Raw genomic sequence first — 14,108 nt, 5'->3', positions numbered from 1 at the left:
GCCGGCCGGTCGCGCGATGAGCCGGGGCGACGACCGGTGCGGCCCTGGCGGCAGGCCGGTTCATGCGCGCGATGGCATGCCGTGCTGCCGCTCGCGCGATTACCAGGGCATCATGCGCTGCAGGATCTGATCGCGCAGCACGAAGCGGTGCGCCAGCGCCGCTGCGACGTGCAGGCAAATGCCGGCGAACAGCGCCCAGGCGAGGATGCCGTGCACATCGCCCATCGCGTGGCCGAATCCGGAACCGGCCGCCGACAGCGCGGGCAGCGGCACGATCCCGAGCAGCGTCACGCCCCACGCGCGCGACGATGCGTTGATCCAGCCGAGCAGCGGCACGGCGATCAGCAGCGCGTAGAGCGCGAAATGCGTGACGCCCGACAGCGCACGCATTGCGGGAGACAGGTCGTTCGCCGGCGGGCGATGCGTCGCGCGCCACAGCACGCGGCAGGCCATCGCGGCGAGCAGTGCGGTGCCCACGATCAGGTGCGCGGCGATCAGGCCGACGGGTTGTGTATCGCGATGCACGTCGGGCATCGTCCAGCCGATCGCATATTGGGCGACGATCAGCGCGACGATCAGCCAGTGAAGAAAACGCGCAACGGTGTCATAACGGGCGGGTGTGGACATGAAGGCTCCTGCGTACGACGGGGACGGTATTGGACGGGTGGATTCTACGATCGCATGCTTAACGAAACGTTAAGCACGCGGCATCTCATGCGGTGATCGGTCGTCGGGTGAGCCTGCCGGCCGCGCTTCGCCCGCGTCCGCCGATGGCAGTGCAACCGTGACACCGAGGCCCTGGCCGCCGATGCCGGGCCCGAACTGCACGGTGCCGCCCAGGTATTGCGCGATACGCGTGACGATCGACAACCCGAGCCCGCTGCCGGGCGACTGCGCGCCGCTGCCGCGATAGAAGCGGTCGCCGAGCCGCTCGTACTCGCCGGGGGCGACGCCGGGCCCGTCGTCGCGAACGACGATGCATTGCAGTGCGCCGTCGTCGCGCACGCCGAGCTCGATGCGGCCGCCCGGGCGGCCGTACTTCACGGCGTTGTCGACGAGGTTGTCGAGCAGGATGCCGATCAGGATCGGATCGGCGTCGATCGCGCGCTCGGAGACGGGGCCGGCCACGAGGTCGATGGCCTTGTCCGACGCCTTCGCGAGATGGCGGTCGAGGGCAGCTTCGACGAGTTCTCGAACGGCGACCGCGCGCGTCGGAATGCGTTCGTATTCGTCGAGCCGCGCGAGCAGCAGCAACTGCTCGGCGAGACGCGCACTGCGGTCGACGCCTTGAACGACCCGCTGCATCGCGAGCCGCTGGAGTGCCGGATCGTCGGTCGCGATGGCCACCTGGGCCTGGACCTTGATCGCGGCAAGCGGTGTCTTGAGCTCGTGCGCGGCATCGGACGTGAACGCGCGCTCGCGCACGATCGATTGCCGCAGCCGGGCCAGCAGGCGGTCGATCGCGTCGACCAGCGGGCGCACTTCGTCCGGCACGGCCGCGATGCCGAGCGGTTCGAGCGATCGCGCGTCGCGCGCGCCGATCAGTGTCGACAGCGTCTTCAACGGCGCGAGACCGCGTCCGATCAGATACCAGAGGAGCAGCGCCAGCACCGGGAGCGCGACGATCAACGGCAGGACGATGCCGCGCGCGGTGCCGGTCGCCAGGTCGCTGCGCGTGTTCGCGATTTCCATCACGCGGATCCAGCGCCCCGACGCGTCGTCGCGCAGCGTGTGCGTACGCCATGACGCGTCGCGGATGACGATTGTTTCAGGAATACCGCGCGAGTCGTGCGCGTCGGGCAGGCCGGCGGCGCCGGCCGGGAGGCTCGACGCGACGACCTGGCCCCGTGCGTCGCGCACCTCGAACAGCACGTCGCGCGGAAGGCGATCGCCGTCGGTTTCGGGGCCGGGTTTCGAGCCGCGGCGATCCAGTTCGACACGCGCGTCCGGCGGAACACGGGCGAGGCGGTCGAGGTCGGCAGGCGAGAGGTTGACCAGCAGCGATGCATATTCGACGAGGCGGGCGTCTTCCCATTCGCCGATCTCGCGCGTCGCGTACCGGAAGCTGCCGAACACGGCGGCGAGCCACACGACCGTCACGCAGCCGAGCGCCATCAACGAAACGCGGCGCCGTATCGAGCGGGACGTCATGCGAGATCGACGACGTAGCCGACGCCTCGAACGGTGCGGATCAGTTCCGCGCCGAGCTTCTTGCGCAGGTTCGACACATGCACCTCGATCGCATTGCTTTCGATACCTTCCTGCCAGCCGTACAGGGTGTCCTCGAGGCGCGAGCGCGACTGCGGCGCGCCCGGGTGGCTGACCAGCTGAACCAGGATGGCCCACTCGCGCGACGTGAGCGCGATGCGCGACGCATCGCGTGTCACCGTGTGGGCGGTCAGGTCGATCGTGATGTCGCGCCACACGATCTCGTCGCCGGCGCGGCCCTGCGAGCGGCGCACGAGCGCGCGGCAGCGGGCGAGCACTTCGGTCAGTTCGAACGGTTTCGCGAGATAGTCGTCGGCGCCGTCGTCGAGGCCGCGGACGCGGTCGGCCACGGTGCCGCGCGCGGTCAGGACCAGCACGGGGACGGTATCGCCCGCATCGCGCAACGCGCGCAGCAGCTCGGTGCCCGATTTCCCGGGCAGGCCGAGATCGAGCACGACGAGCGCGAAGCGCGTGGTCGCGAGGGCGGCTGCCGCTGCGTGACCGTCGCGCAACCAGTCGACGTGATAGCCGGCCTGGGTCAGGCTGATCTCGAGACCGCTGCCGATCAGGTCGTCGTCTTCAACAAGGAGGAGTCGCATGGTCGATTCGGGGGCAGGATGCCTGCGATTGTACGAGCGCGACCCGCCTGCCGCGCAACGGAATGTAATTGTGCTGGATCAAACTTCTCCCGATTCTGAAGAACGCTTAAGGTTCGGCGGCGGCAATCCCGCTACCATCGGCCACACCGTTTCCAGGGGGATTTTCCGCTGCCCCTGATCCCGAACCGGGTCACGCCTGTCCGGCTTGCCCGTCAATCCGCGACCTTGCCGATCGATGTCCGATCGACGCGAGTCGCCCGTACGGGAGATTCATTCCTCATGGCCCCCTCAACGATCGAGCGATGGCGCGCCTACCTGCTGATCGCCGCGCTGGCCGGCATGTTCGTTCAGTGCTTCGTGCTGGTTTCATGGCTGGCGCTGCGCGTACCCGAGGCATTTTTCACGACGATGACGTTTCGCATGTGGACCGTCGTCGCGATCGTCACCGCGATCCTTTCGGTCCGCAAGCTTGCCCGCGCGGCGTTCAGGGCGGCGCTGGATTGCGGATTCGTACACGAGACCGGAATCGATCGTCACACGGTAGCCGTGTCATCCGATTGCGCGTACCGTCGGCTGGTCATCCTTCATATCCGGCTCAACGGAAATCGGTTCCGCTACGCACACGGGTGAGCCCGCCTTCGCGCGTGCCCGCCCCGACGCACCACGGTCCCGCCGGGCCACCACTGGGGAATCGCATGGTGTTGCTGCATGTGCTGCACGCGCTGGCCGGCGCGATGTCGATCGTCTGCGGGCTGGGCGTATTGCTGGGTATTGCGTATACGGTCGCGGCCAGCGTGCTGGTCGGGCGGTTCTTTTCGAGGCCGGCGGCGCAGCCGCGCGAGTATCCGGGCGTCACCGTCGCGAAGCCGCTGCACGGCGACGAGTGGCAGCTCGTACAGCATCTCGAAAGCTTCTTCGTGCAGAATTATCCGGGCCCCGTCCAGCACCTGTTCGGCGTGCACGATGCAGGCGACGCGGCACTCGCGGCCGTCGAGACGCTGCGTGCACGCTACCCTGACGCGAACATCAAGGTCGTCGCCGATGCGCGGCTGTACGGGCCGAACCGCAAGATCGGCAATCTCGTGAACATGCTCGAACACGCGGAGTATGCGGTGCTGTGCCTCGCCGACAGCGACGTGCTGGTCGAGCGCGATTATCTGCGCGCGGTCGTCGGCGCGCTGCAACAGCCGGATGTCGGCATCGTGACGAGCGTGTACCGCGGTGTCGCATCGCCGGGTTTCTGGCCCAGGATCGCCGTCGCGATGACGAACTACCATTTCCTGCCGGGCGTGATCACCGGGCTCTGCATCGGGCGTGCGCGGCCCTGCTTTGGCCAGACGATTGCGATCACGCGCGCGACGCTCGAACGTATCGGCGGCCTCGCGCGATTCGCGCATCACCTGGCCGAGGATCACGCGCTGGGCGAAGCGGTGCGGCAGGCGGGCGCGCAGGTCGTCATTCCGTCGTTCGTCGTCGGGCATGCGTGCGTCGAGGAGACGTTCTCGAGGCTGTACGCCCACGAGTTGCGCTGGAGCTGCACGATTCGCGCGGCGGACCGGCTCGGTCATGCGGGCTCGGTGCTGATGCACCCGGTGCCGCTCGCGCTGCTGGCGCTGCTGTTCTCGGGCGGCACGGCCGCCGCGTGCGCGCTGGCGGTCGCGGCGCTCGCCGCGCGGGTGCTGCTGATGCTGAAAACCAGCCGTGCAACCGGCGCGGGGCTGCGCGGCGCAATCTGGCTGCCGTTCGTCGATCTCCTGCAGTTCTTCGTGTTCGTGTCGAGCTTCTTCTCGTCGCACGTCGTGTGGCGCGGCACGCGCTTTCGCGTGAACCGGGAAGGGCGGTTGTCGGCGGCGAGCGAATCGTGACGACGCAGACGAACCCCGGCGGCGACGCCGCCCGGAACGCCACGCGCAGCGACGCGCGGCTTCGGCGCGCGGGGCAGGCAGCGGCGCTGGGCGGGCTGGCGCTCGCCGTGTGGCTGATCTGGCGCGAGCATCCGCTGGACATCCTGCATCGCCTGCAGATTGCCGGCGCCGGGCTGCTGCTCGCGGCGCTGGCCCACCTCCTGCCGATGCTCGCGAATGCGTGGGACTGGCGGATGCTGATCCGCGGCCCGCGTAGGCCGTCGTTCGCGACGATGCTGAAACTCGTGTGGATTCGCGAATCGATCAACGGGCTGCTGCCGGTCGCGCGGATCGGCGGCGAGATCGTGTCGTTCGGCCTGCTGCGGCAGGCGGGCGTGCGGCCGGCGACGATCGTGGCCAGCCTCGTCGCCGACATGCAGCTGACGCTGATCAGCCAGCTGGTGTTCGCGCTGGTCGCGATCGGCTACGTGCTCGGGCACGTCTCGTCCGATGCCGCCCGGGTGGCCGGGAACCTTGCGATCGGCATGGCCGCGCTGGTGCCGGTGCTGCTGCTGTTCGCGCTGGTGCAGCATGCGCGGCCGTTCGAGCGCGCGATGCGCGTGCTCAACCGCGTCACGAGCGGGAAGGTGGTGGCGCTCGTCGGCGAATCGGCGCGTACCGATCAGTCGATCCGGATGATCTGGAGAAAGACCGGCATCGTCGTGCGCTACCTCGCGATCTGGCAGCCCCTGCAGTTCGTGGGCTACGCGCTGGAAATCTGGCTCGCGCTGGTCTTTCTCGGCGCAGAGCCGACCTTCGCGCAGGCGCTCGCGATCGAGGCGCTGATCCAGCTCGTGAGCAGTATCGCGTTCCTGATGCCGGGCGGCCTCGGCGTGCAGGAGGGCGGGTTCGTGCTGATCGGCGGGCTCCTCGGGTTCGATCCGCCGACGTGTCTCGCCCTGGCCGGCGCCCGCCGCGTGCGCGACCTGCTGTTCTATCTGCCGGGCCTGCTCGCGTGGCAGTGGGCGGCCGGTTCGGCGAACCGGCCGGGCGGAACGAAACGCGCGTCGTTGCCCATCGGGGAATCCGCCCGGCCGCATTGATGCGGCCACGCAGGCCGTGCCCGCGCGGCCGGCGGCGCGGGAATCAGCGCCGTTCGTCGGCGAGATGGCTGCGGATCACGTCCGCGAACGACGTATCGCCCTTCAATCCGAGGGCTTCCGCGCGCGACGTATCCCAGCGGCCCGGCCAGCTGCCGACGATCTTCTCGACGCGCTCGTCGGGCACATGGCGGATCAGCTTCACGACTTCGTCGCCCGCGACTTCGCGCAGCGCCGCGATCATTTCGTCGACCGATACCGACAGGCCGGGCAAATTGATCACGCGTTTGTTGCCGAGCTTCGCGCTGTCGATTTCGCAGCCCGCGACGAGCGCTTCGATTGCGCCGCGCGGCGACAGCAGCCACAGCCGCGTCGAACCCGGCACCGGGCACACGCTTTCCTCGCCGTTCAGCGGCTCGCGGATGATGCCGCTCGCGAACGACGATGCGGCCGCATTCGGGCGGCCCGGCCGCACGCTGATCGTCGGCAGCCGCAGCACGCGGCCGTCGACGAAGCCGCGCCGCGCGTAGTCGCACAGCAGCAGCTCGGCAATCGCTTTCTCGGCGCCGTACGACGATTGCGGGTTCAGCGCGGTGTCGTCCTGCACGACATCGGGGAGCGTGCCGCCATAAACCGCGACCGAGCTCGTGAACACGACGCGCGGCCGGTGGCCACGGGCGCGGCACACTTCGAGCAGCGCGCGCGACGCGTCGAGGTTGATCCGCATGCCGAGATCGAAATCGGCCTCGGCCTGCCCGCTGACGATTGCCGCGAGGTGGAAGATCGCGCCGGTTTGCGTGTCGATCGCGCGTTCGAGCACCGCGCGATCGGCGATGTCGCCGACGATCGACGTCACGCGCGCATCGCCGAAATCGCTGCCTTCGACGACGTCGAGCAGCACCAGCTCGTCGATCTTCTCGCTGCGGCCGTCGGGGCCGCTCAGTTCGCCGCGCTCGAGCAGCTTGCGCGCCAGGCGCTGGCCGAGAAAGCCGGCGCCGCCGGTGATCAGTACTTTCATGTTCGTTACCTTCCGAGGAATGCGTGAATTAGCGGGAGCAGGCCCTGAGCCAGCCGAGCCCTTCCGACGTGCCGGCCTTCGGGCGGTACTCGCAACCGATCCAGCCGTCGTAGCCGAGCGTGTCGATCAGCTCGAACAGATACGGGTAGTTGAGTTCGCCGAGATCCGGCTCGTGGCGGTCGGGCACGCCCGCGATCTGGATATGGCCGATGCCCGCGAAATCGCGCCGGAGCTTGGTCGCGAGATCGCCTTCGACGATCTGGCAGTGGTAGCAGTCGAACTGCACCTTCAGGTTCGGCGCGCCGACTTCCGCGCGGATCGCCTGCGCGTCGTCCTGACGGCTCAGGAAATAGCCGGGCATGTCGCGCTGGTTGATCGGCTCGATCAGGATCGTGATGCCGTGCGCGGCAGCGGCCTGCGCGGCATGGCGCAGGTTCGACAGGTAGGTGTCGCGATGGCGTGCACGGTCGGCGCCCGGCGGCACCATCCCGGCCATCACGTGCAGCTTCCGGTTGCCGAGCACGCGTGCATAGTCGAGCGCCTGGTCGATGCCGCGCCGGAACTCGTCCTCGCGGCCCGGCAGCGATGCGGTGCCGCGTTCGCCCGCGGCCCAGTCGCCGGGCGGCGCGTTGAACAGCGCCTGTTCGAGGGTGTGCGCGTCGAGGCGCGCGCGGATGTCCTCGGCGGCGAAGTCGTACGGGAACAGGTACTCGACGGCCTTGAAGCCGTCGTAGGCGGCAGCGGCGAAGCGTTCGAGGAACGCGTGCTCGGTGTACATCATCGAGAGGTTGGCGGCGAAGCGTGGCATGGCAGCGGGTCCTGTGAATGAATGGGGCGGGGCATACGTCGCCCCGCGTCGAATGGCAACTCGGCGGTTCAGCGGTTCACGAGTTTCGCGGGCGTGAGCCACACGGCGATCGCGCCGATCACGAGCATTGCGGCCAGCACGTACATGCCGGACGCGGTGCTGTGCGTGACGTCCTTCAGGTAGCCGATCACGTACGGGCTCGCGAACCCGGCGAGGTTGCCGACCGAGTTGATGATCGCGATCCCGGCGGCGGCCGCGGAGCCCGCGAGGAACGCGGTCGGCAGCGACCAGAACAGCGGTGCGCAGGTCAGCACGCCGCCCGCCGCGAGCGACAGGAACACGATCGACACCGCCGTATTGTGCGAGTACGACGCGGCGACCGCAAACCCGACCGCGCCCATCAGCGCGGGCACGATCAGGTGCCAGCGGCGTTCGCGGCGCTTGTCCGCGCTGTGGCCGAACAGGTTCATCACGACGATCGCGACGAGGAACGGGATCGCGGACAGCAGGCCGATCTGCAGCGTATCGGTGATGCCGGTCGACTTCACGAGCGTCGGCATCCAGAACGTGAGGCCGTACTGGCCCGTGACGAACGCGAAGTAGATCAGCGACATCCACCACATGCGCGGGTCGGCGAACACGGCCTTCAGCGAGTGGCCGTGCTGCTGCTGTTCCTGCGGCTGCGCGGCGATCTCGTCCTCCAGCAGTTGTTTCTCGCGTTCGTCGAGCCACTTCGCGCCGCGGATGCTGTTGTCGAGATACAGGATCGTCGCGATGCCGACGAGCACGGCCGGCACGGCTTCGATCATGAACATCCATTGCCAGCCGTGGAAACCCGAGCCGCCGTGGAAGCGTTCCATGATCCAGCCCGACAGCGGGTTGCCGAAGATGCCCGACACGGGAATCGCGGACATGAACACCGCGATGATCTTCGCGCGGCGATGCGACGGGAACCAGTACGTGAGATACAGGATCACGCCGGGATAGAAGCCGGCTTCCGCGAGGCCGAGCAGGAAGCGCAGCACGTAGAACTGCGTCGGCGTCTGCACGAATGCGAACAGCCCGGACAGCAGGCCCCACGTGATCATGATCCGCGCGATCCAGATGCGTGCGCCGATGCGGTGCATCAGCATGTTGCTTGGCAGTTCGAACAGAAAATAGCCAAGGAAGAAGATGCCGGCGCCGAGCCCGAACACGGTTTCGCTGAACGCGAGATCCTGCGACATCTGCAGCTTCGCGAAGCCGACGTTCACGCGGTCGAGATACGCGACCACGTAGCAGAGCATCAGGAACGGCACGATGCGCCAGAACACTTTCTTGTAGGTGCGGTCGAGTTCCGCGGCATGGGCGGGCGCGGCGGGCGAGCGGCCAGCGGCCGCGTCGAGAGCAGTCATCGTCGTCTCCAGGATGTTGTGTGCCGGCGGCGTGTACGCCGCCGGATCATTGTGTGTGCTGACGGAAGGGCCCGCGCACACGGCGGGCATGGGAATCGTTGCGGGGTACGTCGCTACCAGCGCGCGCCGAAGCTGGCGCGCAATTCGTCGAGCGCGGCCTCGTCGAGCGGTTCGGGTTTCGGGTTCGTCATCAGCCACAGCCGCGCCGTTTCCTCGAGTTCTTCGAGCGCATACGACGCGTGCGACACCGATGGCCCCCACATCACGGGGCCGAGGCGGTCGAGCAGCACGCCGCGCACCTGGTCGGCGAGCGCCGCGACTTCCGCGGCGACGCCCGGATCGCCGGGGCGGCGGTAGCGGATCAGCGGAATGTGGCCGACCTTCATCACGTAGTACGGCGTGATCGGCGGCAGCACGTCGGTGTCGCGCCATACGCCCGCGAGCGTCAGCGCGACGAGGTGCGTCGAATGGGTGTGGACGACGCCGTTCGCTTCGGCATTGCGTGCGTAGATGCCGCGATGCAGTGCGAGCGTCTTCGACGGCTTGCCGCCCGATACGGGCTGGCCGTCGAGGCCGACTTTCGCGATGTCGTTCGGGTCGAGCCGGCCGAGGCACGCGTCGGTCGGCGTGATCAGCCAGCCGTCGGGCAGCCGGGCGCTGATGTTGCCGGCGCTCCCGACCGCGTGGCCGCGCGCGTACAGGCTGGCGCCGACGACGCAGATCTCCTCGCGCAGTTTCGCTTCGTCGCTCATCGTGCGGCTCCGTCCAGCGCGCGCAGCGCCTTGTCGAAAAAGTCCGTGGTGCCGAAGTTGCCGGACTTCAGCGCGAGGCCGAGCGGCGCCGCGTCGATGGTGGCCGTCGCCGGCACGCCCGGATCGATCTGCGCGCCGATCTGCAGCGACTTCACGTCGAGCGCCTGCACGACCGCGCCGGACGTCTCGCCGCCGGCGACGACGAACTTGCGCACGCCGAGATCGCGCAGCCCGCGCGCGATCGCCGCGAGCGTGGCTTCGACGAGATGGCCGGCCGCGTCGACGCCGAGCGCTTGTTGTACGGCCTTCACTTCGTCAGGCGTCGCGGTCGCGTAGATCAGCACGGGCTGCGGCAGGTGCGTGCGCGCGAACGCGAGTGCCTGGTCGACGACGGGTTCGCCGCGCGATGCCGCGAGCGGATCGATGCGGAAGCTCGGTCGCGTGGCGCGCCATGCGGCGACCTGCGCGTTGGTGGCCTTCGATGCGCTGCCGGCGAGCACCGCCGACAGGCCGTCGATACGCGGCAGCGACGCCGCGTTGTCGCGCTCGGGCAGTTGCTCCGCGCGGCGGAAATTCGCGGGCAGGCCGAGCGCGATGCCCGAGCCGCCGGTGACGAGCGGCAGGCCCGCGCAGGCTTCGCCGAGCACGTAGAGGTCGCGGTCCGACAGCGCGTCGGCGATCGCGAATCGTGCGCCTTCCGCACGCAACTGGTCGATCCGCGTGCGCACGGCGGCCGCGCCCAGCGCGATCGTGTCGTAGCGGATCAGGCCGACGGGCGACTTCGTTTGCCGCTGCAGCACGCGCACGAGGTTCGCGTCCTTCATCGGCGTGAGCGGATGGTTTTCCATGCCCGATTCGTTCAGCAGCACGTCGCCGACGAACAGGTGGCCGCGATAGATCGTGCGGCCGTTCTCGGGGAATGCCGGGCACGCGATCGTGAAGCCGCCGCCGGCCGCATCGAGCAGCGCATCGGCGACGGGCCCGATGTTGCCCGCGTCGGTCGAATCGAACGTCGAGCAGTACTTGAAGAAGAATTGCCGGCAGCCTTGCTCGCGCAGCCATGCGTAGGCGGCGAGCGATTGCGCGACGGCGTCGGCCGCGGGGATCGTGCGCGACTTCAGCGCGACGACGATCGCGTCCGCATCAAGCGTGGCGCCGTCGGCGGGCACGCCGATCGTCTGCACGGTGCGCATGCCGCTCTTCACGAGCATGTTCGCGAGATCGGTCGCGCCGGTGAAATCGTCGGCGATGCAGCCGAGCAGGGGACGGGAAACGGGAGCGGTCATGGCGGGTACGTCGTTCGAATCAGCGGGCGGGCGGCAGCGTGATGCCGGGGAAGGTCTTGATCACGGCGGAATCGTCCTCGCCGCCGTGGCCGGCGCTCGACGCGCTCATGAACATCTGGTGCGCGGTGGCCGACAGCGGCAGCGGGAACTTGCTGCGGCGCGCGGTATCGAGCACGAGGCCGAGATCCTTCACGAAGATGTCGACGGCCGACAGCGGCGTGTAGTCGCCGTTCAGGATGTGCGGCACGCGGTTCTCGAACATCCACGAATTGCCGGCGCTGTGCGTGATCACGTCGTACAGCGCGTCGGCATCGACGCCTTCGCGCAGGCCCAGCGCCATCGCCTCGGCCGCCGCGGCGATATGCACGCCGGCCAGCAACTGGTTGATGATCTTTACCTTCGAGCCAATGCCGTGCGCATCGCCGAGTCGATAGACCTTGCCGGCGATCGCGGCGAGCACGTCCTCGCAGCCCGCGTACGCGGCGGCCGGGCCCGACGTCATCATCGTCATCTCGCCGGAGGCCGCGCGCGCGGCGCCGCCGGACACGGGCGCGTCGAGCATCTGCAGGCCGGCGGCCTCGATGCGTTCACCGAGCGCCACCGCGAATTCCGGTGCGACGGTCGCGCTGGCGATCACGACGCCGCCCGGCTTCATCGCCGCGACCGCGCCGTGCTCGCCGAACAGCACCGTTTCGGTCTGCGCGGCATTCACGACGAGCGTGACGACGACGTCGCACTGCGCGCCGAGTTCGGCCGGCGTCGCGCAGGCGACGCCGCCTTCGGCGGCGAATGCCCGCAGCACGGTGTCGCGCACGTCGCATGCGTGCACGCGCAGGCCGGCGCGCAGCAGCGAGCGGGCGACGCCGAGGCCCATCGCGCCGAGGCCGATGACTCCAACATTTCGTGACATGGTCAACCTTGATCGATTCGGAAGAGGTTCGTGACAGCGGCGGCGCCTGTAACGGCCGCGGCCGCCGGCTTCAGCAGATGCCGGCTTCCGCGAGACGACGGGCGGCGTTGTACATGTGCGTGCGCGCCGCGTTGCGCGCGGCCATCGGGTCGCGCGCGCGGATCGCGTCGGCGATCGCCGCGTGTTCCTCGCGCACCTGGCGCGAGAAGTCCTCGCGCGTCGCTTCGTTGCGCCGCGTGACCTTCACGCCGGCTTCGAGGTACTGGTTCAGGAACTGCAGCGTCTTCAGGAAATACGGGTTGCCGGTGACGGCCGCGATCGTGCGGTGGAACGCGACGTCTTCCGCGACGCCGTCGCGCCCTTCGGCCACGGCATCGTCGATCTTGCGCAGCGCCTCGTCGATGTCGGCCATGTCTTCGTCGGTGTGGTGCAGGGCCGCTTCGGCCGCGACCTCGGCCTCGATCGCGCGGCGCACCGCGAGCAGGTGCGGCAGCGAGGTGGCCTCGACCGCTTCCGCATAGTCGATCCGCAGCGGCCGGATCGCGCCGTGCTGGTTCACGTACACGCCGCTGCCCTGGCGCGGCTCGACCACGCCTTCGTTCTTCAGCCGCGAGATCGCCTCGCGGATCACGGTGCGGCTCACGCCGAATTCCTGCGCGAGCACGGCCTCCGTCGGCAGCTTGCCGGTGGCCGAGAAGCTGCCGACTTCGATCTGCTTGAGCAGTTGCTGCGCGACATGGTCGCTCATCGCGCGGGCGGGAATTTTCTCGAACATGGTGCTCTGGCTTGTAAGGTTATGTGGTCATCATACAAATTTGAGCGCGATGAAGCATCCGGGATAACCCTCGATCAACGGAGGGCAACGTCGGTCAAATCAACTGAAACCGGTTCCATTTGAAGGGAAATCGGCGCGATCGACTATCGCGTCGCGGTGGGTCAGCCGGGCGGGAAAGAGCAGTGCAGGTGCGTTGGCCGTCAGTCGGCGATGTCCTCGACGGAGTCGTCCGTCGCATCTGCCGTCGCGCCGGCTTCCGCCACTTCGCCGCCGCGCTCCCGATAAGTCGCCGGCGGCACGCCGAACTGCTTGCGGAACTCGCGCCCGAGGTGCGACGCATCGGCGAACCCGCAGCTCGACGCGATATCGGCCACCGTGCGGTCGGAACTGGTCAGCAGCCACGCGGCCGTGCGCAGCCGCACCTGTTTCGCGAACGCCTGCGGGCTCTTGCCCGTTTCGGCCTTGAACAGCCGCTCGAGCTGCCGCGTCGACAGGTCGAGCTTGTTCGCGAGCTCGTCGAGCGACAGCGCCCGCCCGACATGCTGTTCCATCAGGAGAATCGCGCGCTTGACCTTCGGGTGCGTCGCCGGCTCGAGGCCCGGCGGATGCGGCTGCGGCGCATTCCCTTTCTGCATCTCGCCGACCAGCAGGATGCGCAGCGCCTTCTGCACGGTCGCGTGATCGAAATGGCGCAGCAGGATCGCGGCGGCGACGTCGATCGACGCGCGGCCGCCCGAGCAGGTGATGCGGCGCCGGTCGATCACGAACAGCCGGTCGGCGATCAGCAGGTCGGGATCGGCGGCCGGAAAGCGCTCGATGAAATCCCAGTAATGGAACCAGCTCACGCAGGTGCGGTAGCCGTCGAGCACGCCTGCGCGCATCAGCGTGAACACGCCGGTGCAGATCCCGACGACCGTTGCGCCGCCGGCCGCCGCGCGGCGGATGAAGTCGAGCGTCTCGGGGCCCGCTTGCGGCCCCGAATGCAGCAGCCCGCCGACCACCACCACGTAGTCGAACGGCTCGGCCGCGTCGAAGGTTTCCCATGGCGTGATCTGGATCCCGCAGCTCGCGCGCACCGGCGCGAGGGTTTCGCCGATCACGCTCCACGCGCAGCGCACGGGCTTGCTGTAGTCGCCGTCGTCCGCCGACAGCCGGAGCATGTCGACGAAGCCCGAGAAGGCCGTCAGCGTGAAGTTCGGCAGCAGCACGATGCCGAAGCGGATGCGTCGCGGTGCGGGTTCTGCGAGGGGGGAAGCGGGTACGTCGGGTGTCATCGCGGCCAATCTCTTCACGCCGGGCAGGCGGTCTCACTCAGTCTGTCGATACGGGTAACGCGGGTACGGCAGTCGGGCACGGCCGGGCGACGCGGATGCAGCCAGCGTCGCCGATCGGCTCCGGCGCGACTTGTGGTTTT

At 68.7% G+C, this 14,108-nt stretch carries 13 protein-coding genes and 1 pseudogene; 3 read left to right on the top strand and 11 right to left on the bottom strand.

Annotated elements, in window-relative coordinates:
- Positions 1-99: 99 nt before the first annotated feature.
- From ACTJLD_RS14290 to ACTJLD_RS14280, 3 genes are all read right to left on the bottom strand, one after another.
- Positions 100-627: a cytochrome b gene (locus ACTJLD_RS14290; protein ID WP_059697126.1), complete on the bottom strand. Its 528-nt coding sequence runs from the start codon at positions 625-627 to the stop codon at positions 100-102.
- A gap of 69 nt (positions 628-696) precedes the next feature.
- The gene (locus ACTJLD_RS14285) at positions 697-2,151 is read right to left on the bottom strand and encodes an ATP-binding protein (RefSeq protein ID WP_440659086.1); all 1,455 of its coding nucleotides are present in this window, start codon (positions 2,149-2,151) and stop codon (positions 697-699) included.
- Positions 2,148-2,807, bottom strand: coding sequence for a response regulator (locus tag ACTJLD_RS14280; protein WP_021156343.1), 660 nt, complete (start codon positions 2,805-2,807; stop codon positions 2,148-2,150). The genes ACTJLD_RS14285 and ACTJLD_RS14280 overlap by 4 nt, the downstream gene beginning before the upstream one ends.
- A gap of 225 nt (positions 2,808-3,032) precedes the next feature.
- Between ACTJLD_RS14280 and ACTJLD_RS14275 the strand changes: the two genes are divergently transcribed.
- The 3 genes from ACTJLD_RS14275 (at position 3,033) to ACTJLD_RS14265 (ending at position 5,754) form a co-directional block, all read left to right on the top strand.
- Entirely contained in the window at positions 3,033-3,437 is a 405-nt protein-coding gene (locus tag ACTJLD_RS14275) for a hypothetical protein (protein WP_321940663.1), read from the top strand.
- A 65-nt stretch (positions 3,438-3,502) separates the two neighbouring features.
- Positions 3,503-4,672 (top strand): bacteriohopanetetrol glucosamine biosynthesis glycosyltransferase HpnI, encoded by a 1,170-nt coding sequence (hpnI, locus tag ACTJLD_RS14270; RefSeq protein ID WP_081072705.1) that lies wholly within the window; start codon positions 3,503-3,505, stop codon positions 4,670-4,672.
- Entirely contained in the window at positions 4,669-5,754 is a 1,086-nt protein-coding gene (locus ACTJLD_RS14265; protein ID WP_124919990.1) for a lysylphosphatidylglycerol synthase domain-containing protein, read from the top strand. The genes hpnI and ACTJLD_RS14265 overlap by 4 nt, the downstream gene beginning before the upstream one ends.
- Positions 5,755-5,797: 43 nt before the next feature.
- On the opposite strand, the gene denD is transcribed toward ACTJLD_RS14265, so the two are convergent.
- From denD to ACTJLD_RS14225, 8 genes and pseudogenes are all read right to left on the bottom strand, one after another.
- Entirely contained in the window at positions 5,798-6,769 is a 972-nt protein-coding gene (gene denD / locus ACTJLD_RS14260) for a D-erythronate dehydrogenase (protein ID WP_021156339.1), read from the bottom strand.
- 28 nt (positions 6,770-6,797) lie between these two features.
- Positions 6,798-7,577, bottom strand: coding sequence for a 2-oxo-tetronate isomerase (gene otnI, locus ACTJLD_RS14255; RefSeq protein ID WP_027790622.1), 780 nt, complete (start codon positions 7,575-7,577; stop codon positions 6,798-6,800).
- Positions 7,578-7,645: 68 nt separating this feature from the next.
- Entirely contained in the window at positions 7,646-8,971 is a 1,326-nt protein-coding gene (locus ACTJLD_RS14250) for an MFS transporter (RefSeq protein WP_042972687.1), read from the bottom strand.
- A 113-nt stretch (positions 8,972-9,084) separates the two neighbouring features.
- A complete protein-coding gene (gene otnC / locus ACTJLD_RS14245; protein ID WP_021156336.1) occupies positions 9,085-9,723 on the bottom strand; it encodes a 3-oxo-tetronate 4-phosphate decarboxylase in 639 nt (212 codons plus the stop codon).
- Entirely contained in the window at positions 9,720-11,009 is a 1,290-nt protein-coding gene (gene otnK, locus ACTJLD_RS14240) for a 3-oxo-tetronate kinase (RefSeq protein WP_059682301.1), read from the bottom strand. Before otnK ends, otnC begins: the two co-directional genes overlap by 4 nt.
- A gap of 19 nt (positions 11,010-11,028) precedes the next feature.
- Positions 11,029-11,928, bottom strand: a pseudogene (gene ltnD / locus ACTJLD_RS14235) (L-threonate dehydrogenase); the annotation flags it as partial.
- 61 nt (positions 11,929-11,989) lie between these two features.
- On the bottom strand, positions 11,990-12,694 hold the full coding sequence (locus tag ACTJLD_RS14230) for a FadR/GntR family transcriptional regulator (RefSeq protein WP_027790626.1): 705 nt from the start codon (positions 12,692-12,694) through the stop codon (positions 11,990-11,992).
- A 200-nt stretch (positions 12,695-12,894) separates the two neighbouring features.
- A complete protein-coding gene (locus ACTJLD_RS14225) occupies positions 12,895-13,968 on the bottom strand; it encodes a GlxA family transcriptional regulator (RefSeq protein WP_027790627.1) in 1,074 nt (357 codons plus the stop codon).
- Positions 13,969-14,108: the final 140 nt, after the last annotated feature.

The sequence above is a fragment of the Burkholderia sp. 22088 genome, assembly GCF_052045915.1.
Classification (GTDB): domain Bacteria; phylum Pseudomonadota; class Gammaproteobacteria; order Burkholderiales; family Burkholderiaceae; genus Burkholderia; species Burkholderia cepacia.
The sequence above is the reverse complement of the archived record's forward strand: the minus strand, read 5'-3'. Positions and strand labels throughout refer to the sequence as shown.